This window comes from Plantibacter cousiniae (nom. nud.) (genome assembly GCF_977070315.1).
Window position 1 is genome coordinate 85,069 of the sequence record NZ_CDRVEU010000004.1, and the last position, 22,546, is coordinate 107,614.

The 22,546-nt window shown below is 60.4% G+C and carries 18 protein-coding genes; 14 read left to right on the forward strand and 4 right to left on the reverse strand.

What is annotated here, in order from left to right; genetic code table 11:
- The first annotated feature begins 82 nt into the window (after positions 1 to 82).
- Positions 83 to 550 carry a universal stress protein gene (locus ACW55A_RS10350; protein ID WP_003370492.1) on the forward strand — a complete coding sequence of 156 codons (468 nt, stop codon included), beginning with the start codon at positions 83 to 85 and terminating at the stop codon, positions 548 to 550.
- Positions 551 to 619: 69 nt separating this feature from the next.
- Here the strand turns inward: ACW55A_RS10350 and ACW55A_RS10355 are convergent, their stop codons facing one another.
- Entirely contained in the window at positions 620 to 2,530 is a 1,911-nt protein-coding gene (locus tag ACW55A_RS10355; RefSeq protein WP_003436344.1) for an ATP-binding cassette domain-containing protein, read from the reverse strand.
- 204 nt (positions 2,531 to 2,734) lie between these two features.
- Here ACW55A_RS10355 and ACW55A_RS10360 point away from each other — a divergent pair, with 204 nt between their 5' ends.
- Entirely contained in the window at positions 2,735 to 4,663 is a 1,929-nt protein-coding gene (locus ACW55A_RS10360; RefSeq protein ID WP_003370486.1) for a transglycosylase SLT domain-containing protein, read from the forward strand.
- Positions 4,664 to 4,722: 59 nt separating this feature from the next.
- Here the strand turns inward: ACW55A_RS10360 and ACW55A_RS10365 are convergent, their stop codons facing one another.
- Positions 4,723 to 5,532, reverse strand: coding sequence for an MOSC domain-containing protein (locus ACW55A_RS10365; RefSeq protein WP_003370484.1), 810 nt, complete (start codon positions 5,530 to 5,532; stop codon positions 4,723 to 4,725).
- A gap of 102 nt (positions 5,533 to 5,634) precedes the next feature.
- Positions 5,635 to 6,561, reverse strand: a complete 927-nt coding sequence (locus ACW55A_RS10370; protein WP_003315817.1) for a chemotaxis protein CheV — start codon at positions 6,559 to 6,561, stop codon at positions 5,635 to 5,637.
- A 450-nt stretch (positions 6,562 to 7,011) separates the two neighbouring features.
- On the opposite strand from ACW55A_RS10370, the gene ACW55A_RS10375 reads away from it, so the two are divergent.
- Together ACW55A_RS10375 and ACW55A_RS10380 are read left to right on the forward strand one after the other, a co-directional pair.
- Positions 7,012 to 7,443 (forward strand): hypothetical protein, encoded by a 432-nt coding sequence (locus ACW55A_RS10375; protein WP_003370480.1) that lies wholly within the window; start codon positions 7,012 to 7,014, stop codon positions 7,441 to 7,443.
- 165 nt (positions 7,444 to 7,608) lie between these two features.
- Positions 7,609 to 8,271 (forward strand): response regulator, encoded by a 663-nt coding sequence (locus ACW55A_RS10380; RefSeq protein ID WP_003370478.1) that lies wholly within the window; start codon positions 7,609 to 7,611, stop codon positions 8,269 to 8,271.
- Here the strand turns inward: ACW55A_RS10380 and yegS are convergent.
- Entirely contained in the window at positions 8,255 to 9,172 is a 918-nt protein-coding gene (gene yegS / locus ACW55A_RS10385; RefSeq protein WP_003436337.1) for a lipid kinase YegS, read from the reverse strand. The two genes, ACW55A_RS10380 and yegS, sit on opposite strands and share 17 nt — an antisense overlap.
- A gap of 518 nt (positions 9,173 to 9,690) precedes the next feature.
- Between yegS and ACW55A_RS10390 the strand changes: the two genes are divergently transcribed.
- The 10 genes from ACW55A_RS10390 to ACW55A_RS10435 all read left to right on the forward strand — a co-directional run bounded on the left by ACW55A_RS10390 (position 9,691) and on the right by ACW55A_RS10435 (position 22,543).
- Entirely contained in the window at positions 9,691 to 11,127 is a 1,437-nt protein-coding gene (locus ACW55A_RS10390) for an undecaprenyl-phosphate glucose phosphotransferase (protein WP_003370475.1), read from the forward strand.
- A complete protein-coding gene (locus ACW55A_RS10395; protein WP_187599564.1) occupies positions 11,127 to 12,584 on the forward strand; it encodes a mannose-1-phosphate guanylyltransferase/mannose-6-phosphate isomerase in 1,458 nt (485 codons plus the stop codon). Before ACW55A_RS10390 ends, ACW55A_RS10395 begins: the two co-directional genes overlap by 1 nt.
- Positions 12,585 to 12,716: 132 nt before the next feature.
- Complete coding sequence (locus ACW55A_RS10400) at positions 12,717 to 13,496, forward strand: polysaccharide biosynthesis/export family protein (protein ID WP_003370469.1); 780 nt, start codon at positions 12,717 to 12,719, stop codon at positions 13,494 to 13,496.
- A 17-nt stretch (positions 13,497 to 13,513) separates the two neighbouring features.
- On the forward strand, positions 13,514 to 15,505 hold the full coding sequence (locus tag ACW55A_RS10405) for a GumC family protein (RefSeq protein WP_003436332.1): 1,992 nt from the start codon (positions 13,514 to 13,516) through the stop codon (positions 15,503 to 15,505).
- Positions 15,505 to 16,683, forward strand: coding sequence for a glycosyltransferase (locus ACW55A_RS10410; RefSeq protein WP_455808135.1), 1,179 nt, complete (start codon positions 15,505 to 15,507; stop codon positions 16,681 to 16,683). The genes ACW55A_RS10405 and ACW55A_RS10410 overlap by 1 nt, the downstream gene beginning before the upstream one ends.
- Before the next feature lies 1 nt (position 16,684).
- Positions 16,685 to 17,998, forward strand: coding sequence for a cellulase family glycosylhydrolase (locus ACW55A_RS10415; protein ID WP_003370465.1), 1,314 nt, complete (start codon positions 16,685 to 16,687; stop codon positions 17,996 to 17,998).
- A gap of 3 nt (positions 17,999 to 18,001) precedes the next feature.
- A complete protein-coding gene (locus ACW55A_RS10420) occupies positions 18,002 to 19,219 on the forward strand; it encodes a glycosyltransferase family 4 protein (protein WP_003436329.1) in 1,218 nt (405 codons plus the stop codon).
- The gene (locus ACW55A_RS10425) at positions 19,210 to 20,310 is read left to right on the forward strand and encodes a glycosyltransferase family 4 protein (protein ID WP_003436327.1); all 1,101 of its coding nucleotides are present in this window, start codon (positions 19,210 to 19,212) and stop codon (positions 20,308 to 20,310) included. Before ACW55A_RS10420 ends, ACW55A_RS10425 begins: the two co-directional genes overlap by 10 nt.
- Positions 20,310 to 21,725, forward strand: a complete 1,416-nt coding sequence (locus ACW55A_RS10430) for an O-antigen ligase family protein (protein ID WP_455808136.1) — start codon at positions 20,310 to 20,312, stop codon at positions 21,723 to 21,725. The genes ACW55A_RS10425 and ACW55A_RS10430 overlap by 1 nt, the downstream gene beginning before the upstream one ends.
- 8 nt (positions 21,726 to 21,733) lie before the next feature.
- Positions 21,734 to 22,543 carry an acyltransferase gene (locus ACW55A_RS10435; protein WP_498811300.1) on the forward strand — a complete coding sequence of 270 codons (810 nt, stop codon included), beginning with the start codon at positions 21,734 to 21,736 and terminating at the stop codon, positions 22,541 to 22,543.
- The last annotated feature ends 3 nt before the right edge of the window (positions 22,544 to 22,546 follow it).

Genomic DNA, 22,546 nt, shown 5'->3' on the forward strand with positions numbered 1-22,546 from the left:
ACAATGACTTGCACGGGGGCCTGCCCAGATGCGAACGAAAGAGCCATACTCCCATCATTGCAATTCTCCCGGAGGAACCCTCATGCCATACAAACACGTTCTGGTTGCCATCGACCTCACCGATGAGTGTGAATCGGTCATCCACCGCGCCAGCATGCTGGCAAAAGACAGCGGCGCGAAGCTGTCGATCGTGCACATCGTCGAACCCATGGCAATGGCCTTTGGCGGTGATGTACCCATGGACCTGTCGCAGTTGCAGCAGCAGCAATTCGACCAGGCCAAGGAAAAACTCAAGAAAGTACAGGACTCGCTCAAGCTAAGATTCCCGCTGCTCAACGAAGGCGAAAGCCATCTTGTGTATGGCCAGCCGCGTCAGGAAATCCATCAACTGGCCAAGAACAAGGGTTGCGACGTAATCGTTGTCGGCAGCCACGGCCGCCACGGCCTCGCCCTGCTGCTAGGCTCGACCACCAACGACGTCGTGCATGGCGCGCCCTGTGACGTACTGGCCGTACGCCTCAACAAACAGGAAGACAAGAAGCCTGAATAATCCCGGGCCCGCTATAGCAAAAAGCCCGGTGACCCGGGCTTTTCCTGCAACCTGAGACGCGCCGGACGATCACTCGTCCAGTTCGGCCCAACGCTCCAGCAGCTTGTCAAGTTCGGCCTGCAGGTTTTCCAGCTGCGCCAGCACGGCTGCAGTCTGCTCGGACGAGCGCTGGTAGAAGCCCGGCTCGGCCATTTCCGCGTTCAGCGCCGCCATCTTGCCTTCGACTTCATCGATCTGCGCAGGCAACGCCTCCAGCTCACGCTGAAGCTTGTAGCTGAGCTTCTTCTTCGCCACCGGCATGTCCTGAGCGGCAACCGGTGCAGCCTGCACCACAGCGCTGGCCAGCTCGGCCTTGCCCGACTTGGTGTCGGCGACGCCCAGAAGACGCGGTGACCCGCCCTGACGCAGCCAGTCCTGATAACCACCCACGTACTCGCGAACCTTGCCTTCGCCTTCGAACACCAGCGTACTGGTGACGACGTTGTCGAGGAATGCCCGGTCGTGACTGACCATCAGCACAGTGCCTTTGAAGGTCAGCAGAACCTCTTCGAGCAGCTCCAGGGTTTCGACGTCCAGGTCGTTGGTGGGTTCGTCGAGCACCAGCAGGTTGGCTGGCTTGCTGAACAGCTTGGCCAGCAACAGACGGGCACGCTCGCCACCGGAAAGCGCCTTGACCGGCGTGCGGGCACGCTGCGGGCTGAACAGGAAGTCGCCGAGGTAGCTCAGCACATGACGGCTCTGGCCATCGATATCGATGAAATCACGTCCCTCGGCAACGTTGTCGATTACGGTCTTTTCCAGATCGAGCTGGTGACGCAACTGGTCGAAATAGGCCACATCCAGACGCGTACCGACTTCAACCTTACCTGCGGTTGGCTGCAGGTTGTCGAGCATCAGCTTGAGCAGCGTGGTCTTGCCGGTACCGTTGGCGCCGAGCAGACCGATACGGTCCTCGCGCTGCAGGACCATGGAGAAATCCTTGATCAGGGTCGGCCCGCCCGGATGGGCGAAGCTGACGTTATCGAGCACCATGACCTGCTTGCCGGACTTCTCGGCAGTGTCGAGCTGAATGTTGGCCTTGCCGGTACGCTCACGACGCTCGCTGCGCTCTACGCGCAGCTCCTTGAGCGCACGCACGCGACCTTCGTTACGGGTGCGACGAGCCTTGATGCCCTGGCGGATCCAGACTTCTTCCTGGGCCAGACGCTTGTCGAACAGCGCGTTGGCGGTTTCTTCGGCAGCCAGCGCAGCTTCCTTGTGGACCAGAAAACTGGCGTAGTCGCCATCCCAGTCGATCAGGCCGCCGCGGTCCAGTTCAAGGATGCGGGTCGCAAGGTTTTGCAGGAATGCCCGGTCGTGCGTGATGAACAGCACTGCACCCTGGAAATCCTTGAGGGCTTCTTCAAGCCAGGCGATGGCGCCGATATCCAGGTGGTTGGTCGGCTCGTCGAGCAACAGCAGGTCCGGCTCGGACACCAACGCCTGGGCCAGCAGAACACGGCGACGCCAGCCACCGGACAGTTCGGCCAGGGTCTTGTCGGCAGGCAACTGCAAGCGGCTGAGAGTGCTCTCGACCAACTGCTGCAGGCGCCAGCCATCACGGGCTTCGAGGTCCTGCTGAACATGCATCAGCTTGTTCAGGTCTTCCTCGGTGACGCAGTTCTGCGCCAGGTGGTGGTACTCGGCCAGCAAGGCACCGACGCCATCCAGACCTTCGGCCACCACATCGAACACAGTCCGTCCGTCGGCTACCGGCAATTCCTGGGGCAATTCGCCGATCTTGAGGCCGGGCGCGCGCCAGACAGCCCCGTCATCAGGCTTCTGAACGCCTTTTACCAGCTTCAACATGCTGGATTTGCCTGTGCCGTTACGGCCGATGATGCACACCCGCTCGCCACGGGCGATCTGCCAGGACACCTTGTCCAATAACGGCATGGCGCCGAAAGCAAGGGACACATCGCTGAATTTGAGCAGGGTCATGAGCTTCTCCAAAAACCGGGCGCGCATTCTACCTGAGATAGCAGGCAGATGTCGGCATTCATGGCACCGCTGCGCGCCTCGACAAGACTTTATGACCGCCAATTATTTCCATATGAGACAAGCTCGTCGGCAATGCTTTCACCAAGAGCTGGCAAAAGGCTAAGCTAGCAATACTTTTCACCGACTCATCTGCTCGGAAGTCTCATGCGCAGTCGTTTGTTCAGCTTTTTATCGTGCCTGCTCCTCTCCGCCACCGCCGTCCAGACTGCTCATGCGGTAGACCTCAACCAACAACGCAAGTATTACGACGAAGCAAAGCGCGCACTGGCCAAGGGCGATTCAGGCCCCTACCAGATGTACGCCACAGCCCTGGCCGACTATCCGCTGGAGCCTTACCTCGAATACGACGAACTGACGGCGCGCCTGAAAACGGCAAGCAATCCCGAAATCGAGAAGTTCCTTGCCGAGCACGGCGACCTGCCGCAAGCCAACTGGATGAAGCTGCGCTGGTTGCGCTGGCTGGCCGAGCGTGGCGACTGGCAAACCTTCGTCAAGTATTACGACCCGAAGATGAAGTTCGTCGAGCTGGACTGCCTGTACGGGCAGTACCAATTGAACAACAACAAACGCGCCGAAGGCTTCGCCAGTGCTGAAAAGCTCTGGATGACCGGCAAGACATTACCCGCCGCCTGTGACGGTTTCTTTGCCCAGTGGGCGGCCGCCGGCCAGCTGACCGAACAGAAGCGCTGGCAGCGCGCCAAGCTGGCGGCGCAGACGCGTAATTACAGTCTGGCCAGCACGCTGGTGGACAGCCTCAACTCGCTGGCACCGCAAGGACGCCTGCTACTGGCTGTCGCGCAGAAACCGGAGATGGTCAACAACCCGTCGCAATTTGCCCCGGTAGACGAAGCGATGTCCGACGTGGTCGGTCTCGGCCTGCGTCGGCTCGCCAAGCAGGACCCGCAGAAAGCCCTGTCGATGCTCGATGGCTACGCCGTGACCATGCATTTCTCCCGCGAAGAGCAGGTCGAGATTGCCAAGGAAATCGGCCTGACCCTGGCGCGTCGTTATGACGACCGCGCACTGGAGGTCATGACCAAATATGACCCCGAATTGCGTGACGACACCGTGACCGAATGGCGCCTGCGCCTGTTGCTGCGCCTGGGTCGCTGGGAAGACGCCTATGAGCTCGCGCGCCGGCTGCCCAAGGATCTGGCGGCGACCAATCGCTGGCGTTACTGGGAAGCCCGCTCTCTGGAACTGGCGCAACCCAACAGCCCGCTGATTGCTGCGCTGTACAAGGATGTCGCCAAGGAGCGTGACTTCTACGGCTTTCTGGCTGCCGATCGCACCCAGAGCCCGTACCAGCTCAACAATAAGCCGCTGGTGCTGAGCCAGGCGCTGATCAACAAGGTACGCAACACGCCGGGCGTGCGTCGCGCACTGGAGTTTCATGATCGCGGCGAGATCGTCAACGGTCGGCGTGAGTGGTATCACGTGAGCCGCCTGTTCAATCGTGACGAGATGGTTGCCCAGGCCAAGCTGGCCTACGACATGCAGTGGTATTTCCCGGCAATCCGCACCATCAGCCAGGCGCAATACTGGGACGATCTGGATATTCGCTTCCCGATGGCGCACCGCGACACGCTGGTACGCGAAGCCAAGGTGCGCGGCCTGCATTCGAGCTGGGTGTTCGCCATCACGCGTCAGGAAAGTGCGTTCATGGATGATGCCCGTTCGGGCGTCGGTGCCAGCGGGCTGATGCAATTGATGCCTGCCACCGCCAAGGAGACCGCGCGCAAGTACAGCATCCCACTGGCCTCGCCTCAGCAGGTGCTCGACCCGGACACCAACATCCAGTTGGGCGCCGCCTACCTGAGCTCGGTGCATGCGCAGTTCAACGGCAACCGGGTGCTCGCCTCAGCGGCCTACAACGCTGGCCCGGGGCGCGTGCGCCAATGGCTTAAAGGTGCCAATCATCTGGCCTTCGATGTCTGGGTAGAGAGCATTCCGTTCGATGAAACCCGTCAGTACGTGCAAAACGTATTGTCGTACTCGGTGATCTACGGCCAGAAGCTCAACTCGCCGCAGCCTCTGGTGGACTGGCACGAACGGTTTTTCGACGACCAGTGACCGGTGTCGGCAGGAGTGCTGCGCACAGCACTCCTGCCGGACAATAGCGCTGCCCGCCCCTACTCCAGCACTTCGACGGACATGCCCACTTCAAGCTCGCCCAACCCCTCGTTGACCACGTTCTGACCGAACAGCACGTTGCCTTCCACTTCCCGATAAGTCTTGAGCGTGGCAAACGGTTCGCGATCTGCACTGCGCTCGCCGGTTGCCGGGTCGACAGTGGTCAGGATGCAGCGTGCGCAAGGCGTGAGCAACTGGAACTCGATGTCTCCGATGCGGATGCGTTTCCAGCCATCCTCGGCAAAGGCCTCGGCCCCTTCGATCACCAGATTGGGTCTGAAACGCAGCATTTCCATCGGCCTGCCCATGCGCGCTGACAGATCATCGAGCGATCCCTGGCCGATCAGCAGCAATGGAAAACCATCGGCAAAGCTCACCCGGTCGTTGACCGTCTGGTAGCCGCCAGGGATCCAGCGCGCACGCTCCGCTGGCAGGTAGACCATGCGCGTGGGCTTGCCGATAAACCGGCTGACCCATTCGCCGGCCTCATCACCCGCATCCGGAACCTGCAGCGAGTCACGCCAGACGGTCACGCCACGCAAATTAGAGTCGATATCCAGCGGAATCGCGACGTCCAGAGGCTCGAAGCCAGGTGCCGAAAGGGTTACACCACCGCTGGTGTTCCACAATACCGACAGTCGGGACATGTGCGGCAGTGCGCGCTGAGTGAAGAATCGGCCATTACTGGCGTCGACCAGCATCCAGCGTCGATCGCCCGCCAACCCCAACGCATCGAACGAGGCGCGCTGCATCGGCTCGGCCTTGCAGGATTTGAGGGGGAAACGATAGAGCGAGCTGAGACGTAACATGTGCGCCGATTCCTTTGGGGGCTGGATAAGCTTTGATGCAGACAGCAAAGCTTATCCGAAGCCGGAGCCGGCAGCACTCGCGATGAGAAATCGAGCGCGGTGTCAGACAATCATCAAAAGACGTTCGCGCACGACCTCGACCAGCTTGTCGGGCTGGAACTTGGAGAGGAAGTTGTCACAGCCGACCTTCTTGACCATCGATTCGTTGAAGCTGCCGGACAACGAAGTATGCAGGACGATGTACAGACCGCGCAGGCGTGCATCGTTGCGAATCTCAGTGGTCAGACGGTAGCCGTCCATTTCCGGCATTTCCGCATCGGTGAACACCATCAGCAGCTTCTCGTGCACGTTCTCGCCTGCGTCCGCCCAGGCCTTGAGCATGTTCAGCGCCTTGAGGCCGTCGCTGGCTACGTGCAGCTTGAGGCCCAACTGAGACAGCGTATCGCGCAACTGCGCCAGCGCGACCTTGGAATCGTCGACCAGCAACACTTCCCGACCACGGGCATTTTCCAGCACCGGATCTTCGAGCTTCTCGCGGGATACCTTGGCGTTGTAAGGCACGATCTCGGCGAGCACTTTTTCAACGTCGATGATCTCTACGAGTTGATCATCGACCTTGCTGATGGCGGTCAGGTAATGCTGACGACCTGCGCTGACCGGCGGTGGCATGATTGCATCCCAGTTCATGTTGACGATACGGTCGACACCGCCAACAAGAAAGGCCTGAACCGACCGGTTGTATTCGGTGACGATGATTGTGCTGCCCGGACCCGGTACCAGTGGGCGCATGCCGATGGCCTGGGAGAGGTCGATCACCGGAAGGGTCTGGCCGCGCAGGTTGACCACACCACACACGAACGAATGGCGTTGCGGCATGAGGGTCAGCTTGGGTAGCTGCAATACTTCCTGGACCTTGAACACGTTGATCGCAAACAGCTGCCGACCGGCAAGGCGAAACATGAGGATTTCCAGGCGATTCTCGCCCACCAGTTGTGTGCGCTGATCTACTGTGTCGAGAATGCCTGCCATTATTAGCTCCTGAAGCGATGGTCGCGTTGATTCTGTTGAGCCTGTATCGGCTGAAATCAGCCGGACCTTAATGGCGATGAACGGCCACTCTCAAGCATTGATGTCATTTTACCATCATGCTTTACTGATGTCGCTTTCAACACACACAAATACAGCTTCAAACCCGCGCCGAAAATACCTCGGCGCCTCCTTGCGCCCGGAGCAAAATCATATATCCGCAAAAAGTCAATCAGGGATAACCTGATATGATCGACATCTAATTGCCACTATTGTGACGGCATTCTCACTACATGAATGGCGTTCGATTTGTGTCCGCGTCCCAATCCCTGCAATCGAGTGGCGCTGGCGACATTCAGAAACGTCCTACATACTTTTGTTTGAAATCGACATTAACTGTCAGCCATTCGCCGCGGGCGGAAGTTCGCTATCCATGATCAGTGGAGACAAAGGATGCTGAGCCACAACGATTGGCAGCACAAGCACGACCAGTTCCTGAGCCTGTCTCAGGCACTTTTGCACAAGTCGGAAGAATGTCTTTCGCATCTGGAGCTGATCCCCAACGACGAGGACGCTACCGGCTGCCTGCTGACAACCCTGCGCAAGCTCGCGCAGGAGGCAGAGGCCGTTCCTGTGCCGTGCATTGCCGATTTTTCCCGCCAGCTGTGCCAGTTGTTGAAAACCGGCAGTCAGACCAACGAGCTTTCCCAGGAAGCCCTGCTGGCCGTCAAGAACTGCCTGACACTGATGTATTGGCAAGTCGAGCTTCTCGATCCGCTGACCGGCGAATTGACGATGGACGACCACGAACAGCTCGAACTGCTGGAAAAACTGGCCAGCGCCTCCGCGCAATCGGCCTTGCCGAAAGATGCAACCCGCCAATAACGCTCGATCACGCCCGCCGTTGAGAATCGTATCGCGATGTCATTGAGGCAGCGTTGTCACGCCAGCATTTTCCGTTCATTGTCTTTACTGCTGTTGACATCGTCTTCACGTATGACCAGAGACTGCACACGCGCTTGAGCGGTCCCATTTGCACAAGAAATCACAATGACCTGCAATCTGTTATTGGTCGACGACCACTCCCTTATCAGAGCCGGCGTGCGAGCGCTGGTTGCAGACATGCCCGGATACACCATCGTGGGTGAAACGGCTGACGGCGCGCAATTGGCAAGCCTTGCGCAGCAGCTCAGGCCCGACATCATCCTGCTCGACATCTGCATGAAAAGTGTCGACGGCCTGGATGCACTCGAGCACCTGCTGCAGGTGCTACCGCACTGCAAGGTATTGATCCTGTCGATGCAGAATGATCCGGACATGATCATGCGTGCGCTCGACATCGGCGCGCATGGTTATCTGCTCAAGGACACTACGGCTGCGGAACTCGAACAGGCACTCGGGGCGCTGCGCAGCAACGAGCGCTACCTGAGCCCGGCCATTGCTCAGATGGTCATCGAGTGCGCATTGCGCGGTACACCCTCGGACCGGGCTCAGGCGGCGAAGGAGCGTTATCGCCTGACCGCTCGCCAACTTGAAATCCTGCGCCTGATCGTGCGCGGCAAGTCCACACGCGAGATTGCCGATGGCCTGGGACTCAGCGTCAAGACCATCGAGACTCACCGTGCCCAGGTCATGAAGCGCCTGCAGATATTCGACGTGGCCGGGTTGGTGCTGTTCTGCGTTCGCGAACGGATTATCAGTCTGGACGATTGAGCTCAGGTGCGCCGCTCAGTACCGGCGAATCGGTTGGCAGGTGCACCTGAAGTGCCCCCGGCCGGGCCTCGAAACGCAGGTACTCGCCCGACAGCGGCTCACCGTCCAGATTGATATCCAGGCCCTGGGCGGACTTGAGTTCTACCCACGGCAAACGCGCTCGAACGAACATATTGTCGATGCCCAGCCCGCCTTCCAGAAGACTCCTCAGTGTGCCGACCACTTCCTGAGGCGCCGGCAGGATACTGATGTCGAGCAGACCGTCATCGGCCAGCGCGGTCGGGCACAGCTCGTGTCCACCGCCCGCCTGCCGACCATTGCCGATACCCAGTGCAAGCAGGTCGCCGCGCCAGTGAAAATCCGGCCCGGTGAGCTCGCCGTGGGCCGCATGCAGTTCGCTGAATCGGGTCAGGCCGGTAAACAGGTAGGCAGCGCCACCCAGCACCTTCTTCAGGTCTTCGGACGTGCTGGCCGTGACCTGGCTGCCAAACCCACCGGTCGCCATATTGAGGAACAGCTTGCCGCCGACCTCACCCAGATCGACGGCACGCGGAGCCACGTCCATCAGTTGCAGGGCCCTTGAGACTTCCAGAGGCACGCCAGCCGCACGGGCAAAATCGTTGGCAGTCCCCAGCGGCAGAATAGTCAGGCTGGCCTTGGTTTCGGCCATTGCCAAGGCTTCGGCGATATCGCGCAAGGTGCCGTCGCCACCACCTGCGACGATATGCCGATGACCGGCGGCCAGGGCCTCGCCGACCAGGCGCTGGGCATCGCCGGCTTCCCAGGTCAGTCGCACGTCCAGTTCCCAACCCTGCTTGCGCTTGTCTGCCACCGCGTCACGCACGTCTTCGTTGAGTGCCTGTTTACCGTGAAGAATGAGCATTGCCCTGCGTTGTGTCATGACACCTCCTCTGCCGAACCCTACGAATTGAAACCTGCGAGCGACGCTCTTGGTGTAATCGGCGCCCGCATACATTTCGCACGACGCATGACTCTGACCCCGGGCAGCCGGAAAAAGCCCATCCGTTGCGGAAATTTTTTTCACCTCTGCAACAGCTCGCTTGCCCCCGCAGGTACTGGGGAGAACCTCGCAACGGGCTGTCCGGATCAACGCCTGCGTCAGGGCTGAAGCACTTTTGTCCTGTCACTATTCGTTTCATGAGCTTTACTGACAGCAGTACCCTCACTTGAGGGAAATTTCCTTCACAAATGATTGAAAAGGCTTAAATAAAATCCGGTAAGGGACGACATATATAAAGTGATATTCACAAAAGACGGTCCGGATTCCTCATCAGCACGACCTGTAACTGGCTACGCTTGGACACAGTCCCCGTAGAAACACCTCTCGGGTCTTACAAAAAATAGAAATACGTCCTGGGTCAGCAGAATTCAGGCGCACACAGGGAGTAAGGGATTTCCATGAGGTTGCAGCCCGTCGACAGCCTTTCGCTGACCCGCACCAGCCTGGTCGAATACTTTCTTTTCGGCATTCGCCTGGCTCACGGCATCGCCTGCATACTGCCGGGCCTTGTGATCATTCTGCTGATCAAGGATGGCGGAGCGGAAACACAGCAGGGTTACCTGACCATGCTGCTGTTTTTCGGCTTTGTCGGGGTGCTGGTGTTCCAGGCCATGGGCGTCTATTCCGAAGCACTGTTCAGCAACGATCTGCGCATGGGCGCGATGGCGCTGGCCTGGACGGCCGCCTTCGGACTGTTGCTGTTCATGCAGCAGGCAATGGGCTTGTTCGGCTACCTCCCGCCGGAAGAACTGCTGATCTGGTACCTGACCAGCCTTGCGCTGTTCGGCATCATTCGCCTGCTGCTGCTGATGCTGTTCAAACGTCAGATGCGCAAGGGCGTGTTCCTGCAGCACGCCGTGATTCTTGGCGCGACGGAGAATGGCCAGCGCCTCGCCGAATACCTGCTTGAACATCAGGACATTCGTTCGGGGGTGACCGGCTTTATCGACGACCGTATCGGGCGCATGCCCAAGACCGTAGCCAACCTGCCACTGCTGGGCAATACCAGCGATCTGGAGCGGCTGATCCGCGAAGAGAAAGTGACCCAAGTGCTGGTCGCCCTGCCCTGGACAGCGGAAAACCGCATGGACTACATCATCCGCGAACTGCGCAGGCTACCGGTCAACGTATTGCTGGTGCCGGACATGATCGCCTTTCGGCACACCCACAACCGCATCACCGAAGTCGCCCGGCTGCCGATGTTCAATGCCTCGGATCTGCCGCTCAGTGGCTGGTCGCCGTTCATCAAACGCGCTGAAGACATCGTGCTGTCATCGCTGGCGCTTCTGGCGCTATCACCTTTGATGCTGCTGGTCGCGCTGGCGATCAAGCTCGATTCGCCAGGACCGGTGTTTTTCCGTCAGAAGCGCTACGGGTACAACAATCGCCTGATCGAAGTGTTCAAGTTCCGCTCCATGCATCAGCACCAGGCCGATGCAACGGCCGAACGGCAAACCACCCGCGGTGACGCCAGAATAACGCGGGTCGGTCGCTTCATTCGCAAAACCAGCCTGGATGAACTGCCACAGCTGTTCAACGTGGTGGCGGGCAGCATGTCGATGGTCGGACCGCGTCCGCACGCCACGGCGACCAAGGCAGCCGGGATTCTGTTCGAGCAGGCGGTGAAGGAATACACCTCGCGGCACCGCGTCAAACCAGGCATTACCGGACTGGCGCAGATCAACGGCTATCGGGGCGAAACCGACACCGTTGAAAAAATCGAAAAACGCGTCGAGTTCGACCTTGAGTACATAGAAAACTGGTCCGTCTGGTTCGACCTCTACATCCTTATGCGCACTGTGCCTGCAGTGCTATTCACCCGTGAGGCTTACTGATGAGCACGCTCATTCCCTGCATCATTGCCGGCGGCTCCGGCACCCGTCTTTGGCCGGTTTCCCGTGAAGCGATGCCCAAGCCGTTCATGCGCCTGCCAGACGGCCAAAGCCTGCTGCAGAAGACCTTTCTGCGTGCGGTCGGTCTGCCCGGCGTCGAGCGCCTGCTGACCGTCACCAACCGGGAAGTGTATTTCCGCACGGTGGACGACTACCGCCAGTTGAACAAAGGCAATGCACGTCTGGATTTCATCCTCGAACCCTTCGGTCGTAATACAGCAGCTGCCGTTGCCGCCGCGGCATTGCACGTCAGCCAACTGTATGGCGACGAAGCGCAACTGCTGGTGTTGCCTGCCGATCACCTGATCACCGACGTGGCGGAATTCTCCAGAGCAGTGAGCGCTGCACAGAAGCTGGCCGCAGAGGGCTGGCTGGTGACGTTCGGCATCCTGCCGACCGCGCCGGAAACCGGTTTCGGCTACATCGAGAAAGGCCCGGCACTCAATACTGATGCCTGTCAGGTCGCCCGTTTTGTCGAAAAACCCGACGCGATCACCGCCCAAGGCTATCTGGACAGTGGTCAGCATTTCTGGAATGCCGGCATGTTCTGCATGCGCGCCGACGCCGTGCTGCGCGAGCTGCGCACACATGCGCCGGACGTCCTGAGCGCCGTCAGCGCGTGCCTGGAATCCAGCCCACGCAAGGAAGGCAACCGTGAGCTGCAAGTCGAGCTGGACAGTGAGTCGTTTGCCCTGACACCGGACATTTCCATCGATTACGCGCTGATGGAACGCTCCGACAAAGTCGCCGTGGTGCCCTGCCAGCTTGGCTGGAGTGATATCGGCTCGTGGCAGGCGGTGCGTGAACTGTCTCCTGGCGATGCTCAAGGCAACTACTGCAATGGCGAAACCGTGCTGCACGACGTCAGCAACTGCTACATCGACTCTCCCAAACGTCTGGTAGGCGCTATCGGCCTCGACAATCTGATCATCATCGACACCCCCGACGCCTTGCTGATCGCCGACGGTCGCCGCAGTCAGGACGTCAAGATCATCGCTCAGGAGCTCAAACGTCAGGGCCATGATGCCTACCGCCTGCATCGCACAGTCACACGCCCCTGGGGCACTTACACCGTCCTCGAAGAGGGCAAGCGCTTCAAGATCAAGCGCATCGTGGTTCGCCCGCAGGCGTCACTGTCGTTGCAGATGCACCATCACCGCAGCGAACACTGGATCGTGGTCAGCGGCATGGCCCGCGTCACCAACGGTGAGCGCGAGTTCATGCTGGATACCAACGAATCGACCTTCATCAAGCCGGGCCACACGCATCGTCTGGTCAACCCTGGCGTCATCGATCTGGTGATGATCGAGGTGCAGAGCGGCGAGTACCTGGGCGAGGACGACATCGTACGTTTTACCGACATTTATGGACGTGTACCCGACAAGGCCGTGAAGAGCTGATCGGCGCAGCAGCAAGCGCCGCTTGATTCACGCGGCACGCAATTGACAGCACCCGGAACACGCATGACCCGCCAACATGAATTTATTACCCGCAAGGGAGCCGTATTTGTGCATGACAGGAGCTCAGGACCAATGAAAAGCATGATGCTGATCGCCAGCTTATTGCTGTTAAGTGCGTGCAATACCCCTTCCAGGGTGGGCCTGCCCGATGACCGTGCGCAAATCGAGGCCGGTCAGGCGGCGGGGCGCGCGCTGGCAGGCAAGCCGCTGCCACCGGAGCGGATCCGCCCCGGCGACACGCTGCGCATCGTGCGCAACAGTGGCGAGGCGCCGTCGATTTCGGCGTTCACCGCCAACTCCATCTATGAACTGACCCTGTTTCAGGTGCTCAACGACGGCACCTTTTCCTACCCTTACATCGGCACCGTCAAGGCCGCAGGCCTGACCCTCCAGCAACTCAACGACCTGCTGGAAAGCAAGCTGCAGAACGTCTACCGCGAGACCGCGCTGACCATCAACATTTCCCAGTCACCGGGCAATACCGTGTTTGTCGGCGGCGCGGTGCGCAACTCGGTCACTTTGCCGGTCAACGTCGCGACCAACCTTGACCAGGCGATTGTCGGCGCTGGCGGCGTGGCGCTTGACGCCGATGCCGGTCAGGTCGCCCTGCTGCGTCAGGAAGAAAACGGCCTCTACAAGACTTACTTCTTCGATTACAGCAAGTTTCTCTGGGCCGGCGGCGCCGGTGGCCCCAGCGCACCGGTCCTGTTGAAACGCGGCGATATCGTGTTCGTTCCCAAATCGTCGGTCGGCAACAAGGTTGACGGCGTGTCCCTGTATTTCAACCAGTTGATCCCCTTCGCGAAGTCGATCGGCCTGGGCATGAATTACGAGCTGCGCAACAACAATTAATTGTCAGGGAAACAGACATGATCAACATCCGCTCATTCCGCGACCTGCTGCGCCTGCTCTTCATCTTCCAGCGCGAAGTCAGGATTACCGTGCTGGCGACCTTCGTCATCATTCTTCTGGGCGCATTTCTGCTCCCCAACCGCTATGAGTCCACCGCCCTGCTGCTGGTCAAGCCGGGCCGCGACAGCAGCACTGTGCCGATCGAGTTGTCTGATCGTCAGGCCATTGTGATTCCGAGCGGCCTGCGCGATCCGCTGCTCGACGAGGAGCGCATGCTCAGCGGTCGGCCGATCATGCGTGCAGTGTCCGAAAAATACCTCGCCGAACTGTCCATGGTGCCACCTGAAACCGGCGTTCTGGCCTCGGTGAAGAACGGCATCAAGACCGTAGTCGGAGCGCTCGTCAACGGCGTGCGCAACGTTCTGCAGTTCATCGGGCTGGTGGAAAACCGCTCTCAGGTCGAACGTCTGGCCGAGGATCTGGAGAAAAACTTCAAGGTCAGCCATGAACCGGGCTCGTCGGTGATGGAGCTGAGATTTACCTGGAACGACCCGGAAATCGCGCAGACCGTACTCAAGACCTGGATCACCGAGTACCAGACGCAGCGCACCAAAACGCTGGGCCGTGTCAGCCTGTACGCGTTTTACGAAGGGGAAGTGAAGACGACCGGTGCGAACATCATCGAGTACAAGAAGCAAATTCAGAACTACCTGAACCAGTTGAGCGCGGTCAGTATTTCCCAGCGTCTGGCCGACACTTCGCAGGGGCTCAACGATCTGCGCACCGAGCGCAACAACACCACCCGCTCGATTGCCTCGACCAAGGCAGGTCTGGACCTGCTGAAAAAACAACTGGCAGAACAACCCAAGACCGTCTCTGCAGGCCGTGAACTGGCCCTCAACCCCAATCGTCAGGACCTTCAGAACCGCATCAACGGCAAGGAAGTCGAGCGCCAGGAAATGCTTCGCTCGTTCAAGGAAGAGGCGCCACCGATTCGGGCCATCAACGAGGAAATCAATAACCTCAAAAAACTGCTCAAGGAACAGGACGCCACCGTGCAGCGTTCCGAAAGCATCACGCCCAACCCCATCTACAACCGCATGCAGAATGTGTATGCCGACCAGCAGACCAGCTACGCGCGCTTGCAAACCCAGCTTGCCCAACAGAATGCGCAGATTGCCCAGCTGGAAAGCGACCGCCAGCAGGCGCTGAATCTGGAACCGGAACTGTCGCGCCTGCAGAACGAACTCGATGCAGCAGAGAAAAGCTATGCGCTGTACAAGGACAGCCTGGAAAAATCGCGTATCGACCGTGAGCTCGACAACAGCCAGATCAGCAATATCGCGACCGTCGAGGACGCGACTTTCAACCCCAGCCGGGTATTCCCGAAAAGCCTGCTGATGCTGTTTCTGGCATTCCCGCTGAGTATTGTGGTCGGTGCCGTGGCGCTGTACTTCTTCTACCTGCTGGACCAGCGCATTCACGACGGCGACAAGATCGAGAGCAGCTTCGGTGTTCCGGTCTGGACCAGCCTCCCCGACCTGGAACGTGCTCAGGAACGCAGTGCAGCGTTCACCTCGAATCTGCATCGGGTGTACGGCATTCTGCCGCTTGATCAGGTAGAAGAGCGCGGATTGACCATCGGTTTTACCTCGGTCAAGTACGGAGCTGGCGTATCGTTCGTGATCGCGCGGTTAAGCGCGCTGCTGATCGAACAGGGCCATCGGGTGCGTACCGAGGGCCGCGGCCCGGCCAGTCCTGGCGAAATCGTGCTGATCAATGCGTCGGCGCTTTCGGCGAATCAGGACGCCTTCGTGCTCTTGCGCAAGGCTGACCTGATCGTGCTGGTGGTTCGCGCCCAGGACACCACCGTGCCGATGCTGGAAGACACGCTCAACAACCTCAACACCGCGTTCAAGAAAGTCGACGGCATCATCATCAACCGTCGGCGCTTCGAAGTGCCTGAAAAGGTTCTGAATTTCCTCAAGCGGATCGGGAGCCGAGGCTGATGCGAATAGCGTTGCTTGCGCCGCTGCCGCCCGAACAGAACGGCATCGCCGATTACGCCGGACATCTGCGGCATGCGCTTGAAGGCCTGGGTCTGCAGGTCAGTACACCGCTGCAGGGTGTTGGCAACGATCCCCGCGCTGCACAACAGCGGGTGGCCGAAACCGACTGGAGCGGCATCGATCTGGTCCACGCTGAACTGGGCGGCGGTCGACTGGCGGAGTTTCAAGTCCTGCGCGCATTGCGTCGGCGTTTCCCGAGGCTGCCGTTGACCGCGACCGTGCACGATCCCGAGCGCCTGGTCTGGCGACGCGAGAAACTGCCGTGGCCATTATCGATGGTCAGCGGCATGCGCTCGCCGCTGCCGGAAATCGCCACAGTACTGGCCGATCCGCTGTGCCTGCATGAAGAACGGCAGCTGGCGCGGCACATGACCCGGCTGGTGACCCTGACCCAGGCGGGCAGTCAGAGCCTGCGCCAGCGCATGGGGCTGACGGCAGCGCAGATGGCCGTCATCAATCACGGCAACCTCGACATCGCCCCCATGCCGTTACCGCCGTTGAATCCCTTGCGTCTGTTGTATTTCGGTTTCATTTATCGCGGCAAGGGTATCGAGGACCTGCTCGATGCGCTGTCCAGCGTATTCACCGCCCAGCCTGCGCTGCGCTCGACCGTGCGCCTGACCCTGGCCGGCGGCAGCGAGCCGGAAATGGCCTTTGGCCCGTCCGGCAGTTATCTGGAACAACTACGACTGCGCATCCGCCAACTGGGCCTTGTCGATCTGATCGACTGGCAACTGGACCTGCCTGCCGAACAGATTGCGCAGGTAATCCAGGCCCACCACGTGATGGTTCTGCCCTATCGCGAGTCGAGCAAACTGAAGATTCTCGGCAAACTGCGCGGCACCAGCGGCGCGCTGTCCTGGGCGGTAGCCTGCGGACGTGGCGTGATCACTTCGGACGCGCGCTCGTTTGCCGAAGAAGTCTCGCATGGCAACGGCATGATCTACCCGCAAGGCGATGTCGACGGGCTGGCGCAAGCCCTCGCCCGCGCCTGCGCAACACCGGAGCTGGTCAGGCAGTGGGCCGACAACGCCGCGCAGATGGGCAAGGCCCGGGTCTGGAGCCATACCGCAGAACATTTTCAGGATGTATTTCGCCAGGCTTGCCAGGAGAAGTGACATGCAGCGTCCATCCAGATTCGGGCAACTCGTCACCAGCATACTGCTCGGCGCAGCAATGAGCTGCGCCGCCCAGGCGGCAACAGTCCTCAAGGCGCCCCGCGAGGTGGTCTGGGCGGACTTTCTGGGCGTCAACGTACAGTTTCAGTACTTCGCCCCGGACATCTACCAACAGCAGATGAGCCGTCTGGACGAACTGGGCCTGAACTGGGTAAGGCTGACCATTCACTGGCCGGTGATCGAGCCGCAAAAGGACCGCTACGCCCTGACCGAGCTGGACGCCGCCATGACCGCGATCAAGGCGCACAATTACAACACCCTGGCGTACCTGGTCGGGTCAGCGCCTTTCGCCAGCAGCGCGCCGGCCGATGCAAAGAGCCGCGATCAATACCCCCCGACGGATTTCAACGTGTTCGCCGCACGCATGACCGCCCTGGCCCAGCGCTATCCGCAGGTCAACAACTGGCAGGTCTGGAACGAGCCGAACATCGTCTGGCTGCCCAAAGAGGATCCGGCTGCCTATGGCCGCTTGCTGACCACCACTGCCAATGCGATCCGCGCCGTCCTGCCGAACAAGACGATTGTCACGTCAGGCATGGCTTACTACAGTCAGATGCATAGCACCTCTGGCTACATGCTGCAGACGCTGCTCGATAATGGCCTGGGCCAGCAGAATATCGTCGCGGCCTATCACCCCTACTCCGAGTACCCGGAAGGCGATTCCATACCGGATCGCGATTTTCTGGTGCGTGCCAATGCCATGAACCAGTTGTTGCACAGCAATGGCGTCAAGCAGGTGTGGGCCACTGAATGGGGCTGGTCGAGCTATGCAGGCCCGGTGGAGATGCAGCACCTGATTGGCACCTCCGGCCAGGCTGACTACACCCTGCGGCGTCTGGCGCTGATGAGCGCCATGGATTTCCAGCGCATCTTCCTGTTCAACCTCAGCGATCTGGACGAGCGCGCCTCGGCCCGCGATCAGGGCTACGGGCTGCTTGACCTGCAAGCCAGTCCCAAACCGGCCTACACTGCGCTGCAGAACTTTCTGAAAATCACCGGCCCACGTCTGCTACCCGCCGAACCACCCGCCGTAAGCAGCGTACCGGACGACCTGTATGCCATTCCATGGACGCGCGCGGATGGCTCGCACTTGCTGATGTTCTGGAGTGCGGCGGGCACATCGCTGACTTTCCCGGCTATCACCGATGCGGTGGTCCACGACCCATTGACCGGTAGCCGCACCCCGTTGTCCGGCAGCCAGGGGATCACCCTGCTGCTGAAGCCGACTCTGCAAATTCTGGAATGGAAGCCCTGAGCCATGCGAATCCTGTGGACGCTCCCCTATCTGCCCTGGCCCACCACCAGTGGCGGCAAAACCCGGGAATACCATTTGCTGCGCAACCTGGCAGCACGTGGTCATCGCATCACGCTGCTGGTGCAGTCCAAGAACCCGTTGGACGACGATGCCCGCGCGGCACTGGAGCCTTGGCTGGAACGCCTGATCGTGATCGATCGCCGCCCGTTGCTCAGCTTGCGTACCCTGCTGGCCGTGGCGTTTGCCCCGCCACCGATGCTGGCCAGCGTGAACGGCTACGCACCGCAACTGGAAAAGGCCTTCGAACAGTTGCTGGAGGAAGACTGGGACATTATTCAGTTGCAGCACACTTATGCCTTTCAGCCCTTCGAGCATGCGCTCAAGCGCTCCGGCAAACCCTTCGTGCTGACCGAGCACAATGTCGAATCGGACCTGGGTGCCGCCAGCTATGACCGTCTGCCACGCTGGGCCAATGCCTTCGCGGTCTATGACCGCTGGCGCTACCGGCGCTGGGAAACCCGCGTGTTTCGCCAGACCGGTGAGCTGATCGCGGTCACCGAGGACGATGCCAAGGCGCTTTCGCGTCTCAGCGGCAGGGCGACGTCCTATGTGGTCAACAGTGTCGACTGCGATTACTACGCCAGCGTCCACGCGGACCGTCACAGCCATCGACTGCTGTTCATCGGCAACTATGAATACGGCCCCAATGTCGACGCCATCGAATGGGCGCTGGACGAGATCATGCCAAAGGTCTGGGCCCTGGCACCCCATGTGCGTTTTGCCATCGGCGGCTTCGGCATGCCGCCCGCCTGGCGCGAGCGCTGGTCTGACCCGCGCATTGAATGGCTGGGTTATGTAGCTGACCTGCGTGCCTTGCAGGCCACTGCCTCGATGTTCTTCGCACCCCTGCGCCAGGGCGGCGGCTCCAAGCTCAAGACCCTGGAAGCCATGGCCGCCGGCCTGCCAGTGGTGACCACCGCACAGGGTGTTTCCGGACTGGCGGTGCGGCATGGCGAACATTACCTGGGCAGCGAGGATGCCTCAGGGCTGGCGACCCTGATCGCCGAATACACCGACAAACCACTGCAGCTTGAGCAGATTGGCGAAGCCGGCCGCATTTATGTTCGCGCCCGGCATGACTGGTCCGTTTCCGCCGCTCAGCTGGAAGTGATTTACACCCGCTTTTCGTTCTCCAAGCAAGGATTGCGCTCATGCGTATAGGACTCGACTACCGCGCCGCAGCCGGTTACCCCACCAGCGGCATCGGACGCCAGAACCTGGCACTGGAACGGGCATTCCGTGAACACCCGGACGTGCAATTGCAACTGTTCGGCGTGGCCCCCTACGATCATCCGGTACGCCGCCTGATGCATGCCCCGCGCTGGGCTGCCCCATTGAATTCAGTTCATCGGCTGCCGGATCGCCTGCGCTTCGAAGGCCAGTTCCTGCCTGCAGCCCTGCGCGATGCCGGCATTCAGATCTACATGGCCAATATCAACATGGGCCTGCCGCTGGGGCGCAAGCCGGCCGATATGCGTTACGTACTGCAACTGCACGATCTGTTTCAGCTCACGCAGCACAACAGTCACGGTTCGCGACTGAAAGCCAGGATCTACCGGATGACCGACTACCTGTCGATTGCCTGGTCGCTGAAGGTTGCCGACCAGATCTGGGTGCCTTCGCAATTCACTGCAAACGAGGCTGCACGGATGTTCCCCAGGATCAAAGCCAAGCTGCGCGTCATACCGCTGTTGGTGGAAGCCTTCAAGGGTGAGCCGGCCGACATCGCGCAACTGCGCCTGCCGCTGCGTTACTGGCTGTGCGTGGGCACGCGCGAACCGCGCAAGAACATCAAATGGTTCGTGGATGCCTGGCAGACCGCGCGCATGCAATTCGTCGATACCCCGGAACTGGTGCTGGTCGGTGGCGATGATCCGCTGACCGAAGCGCAGCGCCAGTTACCGGGTCTGCATGTGCTCAGCGGCCTGAGCGACGCCGAACTGCACGCCGTCTACAAAAATGCCGAACGGCTCTGGCAACCCTCCAAAAGTGAAGGTTTCGGGCTGCCGGTGATTGAAGCACTGAACAGCGGCACACCGGTTGCAGTGGCCTCGGGCTCCTCGCTGGACGAAGTCGCACCGCCCGACAGTCCACGCTTTTCGCCGGTCGACAGCGGTAACCTGATCAGGTTGATGGGGACCCTGTCGCAGGCGCCTGAAGAGGATCCGGCGATTGCCACAGACTGGACGCAGCGCTACCAGTTGAAAGCCTTTTGCGAACGCGTGCACGTGGCGCTGGAGGAATTGCGCTGATGCCACTGGCCTTGCCCTTGGGGCTGCTGTTCAGCCTGCTGTTCGGCGTAATGATCTGGATGCTGCCGGCGCCCTTCGTGGTGGCGGCGGCAATCGGTATCGTGGCGGTTGCCACGATCATCCGTCGGCCGGTACGCGGGCTGCTGCTGTTCTGCCTGATCGGAAACTTCCTGCCCTACTCGACGATTCAGATCGGCATTCGCACCACGGTCTCCGAAGCGCTGATCATGCTGACCTGGGCCAGCTATCTGCTGCATGCAGTCTTTCAGGAACGCCACCGTGTGCCCCATATGCTGCGCCCCGAACGGCTGCTGGTGGCATTGATGCTGTTCAGTGCGTTTCCGTTTCTGGTCGGCCAGTTGACCGTCATCGCCGAGGGCAACGGCCCGATCAACTGGGTCCGCTGGCTGTTCAACCTGTCGATCCTGTTTCTGGTGCCCCGTCTGCTGACCGACCTCAAAACGCTGGAAAACGCAGTCATCGCGCTGCTCGGCGGGACGCTGTTGTTGCTGGTGCTGTCGATCGGTGTCTACGTCACCAAAGGCTCGGCCACTGCAATCATTCCGATCCTCGGCAGCCTGGGCTACAGCGGTGCCGACGTGTTGAGCGAGAGCCTGCTTTCGTTCGCCAGCCGCATGGGTTCGCCGTGGATGCACCCCAACGTGGCGGGGGGTGCGCTGGCGATGCTACTGCCACTCGCCTTCTGCTTCGGCATGACGCGCAGCGGCACGGCCCGCAGGCTGGGCCTTGCGGTGGCGGCCCTTGGCGTGGTCGGCCTGTTGCTGACCGGCTCACGCGGCGCGCTGTTGAGCCTGATCGCAGTGATGCTGCTGATGGCCCGGCGACGCATTCCGCATCTGGGACGGCTGTTGATGGGTGGCATGGTGGCCGGCATTCTTCTGCTGATGTTCTACCCGCCTCTGCAAGACCGGCTGATGGGGCTGTTCAGCAATGACGATGCCAGTACCGCGATTCGCTTCCTGGAATACAGCCATTTCCCCGACGCAGTGGCCACCTTCCCGTTCGGCATCGGTTTCAAGACCGACCCACCGGTGCTGGGCTACACAGAATTCGGCATTTCCAACCTGTGGCTGAACTTCATCTACAAGATCGGCATACCCGGCATGCTGCTGTTCATCGCTATCACCCTCAGTTGGTGGAAGGAAGTGCGTCCCGGAAGCGGCCGGGTCGTGCTGACTCGCGAAAACGCCATTGCGCTGGGCTGCACCACCGGTGTACTGGCTGCGTTGTTCAGCGGTCTGTTCGACCATTACTTCAGCTTCACCAGTGTGCTGGTTGCGTTGTTCTGGCTCTTGCTCGGCATCAGCCTGCACGAAACCAGACGCCTGCGCGCCAGGCCCGACATGACATCCAGACACCTTGACGCCTCACCCGAGCCGGGAGCCTCCTCATGAAACACCGCATGCTGCATTCTCATAATCTCAGAGAGGCACTGCCCGATTACGCGCGCAAGATGGCGGTGCCGCTCGAAGAGCTGGAAGCCGCCTATCAGTGGATGCTGGACAACGAAGTGTGCTTTGAAACGCGGATCAAGGAACGCACCCTGTCGTTCATCTGCTACCTGAATATCGAGCCGAGAATCGAACACCCGCTGGCGCGACGCTTCTACAAGCTGCTGGCCAGCGAAACCAAAGGCGCGCTTATTCCGCTGTACGGGATCAACTGGCCGACCCTGCGCGACCGCATGTTGCGGACCTGGGAGCAGGCTTACAACATCCTCATCTGCAAGATCCCCAGCCACACCCTGCGCCTGCTGTGGTTGCGCATCGGCGGCGCGAAGATCGGCAAGGGCTCGACCGTCTGGCGCAATACCGAGGTGCTCGGCGTCGACAGCCTGCGCATCGGCAATGACAGCACGGTGGGCTGGCACTGCCAACTCGACGCACGCGGTGGGCTGGTGATCGGCGATCACGTCACCATCGCTTCACATGTGCTGATCATCGCCGGTGGACACGATCTCAACGAACCTGAATTCTGGGCGGTAGGCGGACCGGTGTTCATCGGCGACTACGCGTGGATCTGCAGCCGCGCGCTGCTCTCGTTCGGCGCCGACATCGGCGAAGGTGCCGTGGTGGGCGGTAACAGCGTGGTCTCCAAACCGGTTTCGCCCTACGCCATCGTCAGTGGCCCGAACGCAGAGATCAAGGGCGAGCGCGCTCGCGGCCTCAAGTACAAGGTGGGCGGCAAAGGCCTGTTCACCTTGTTTCACTGATCA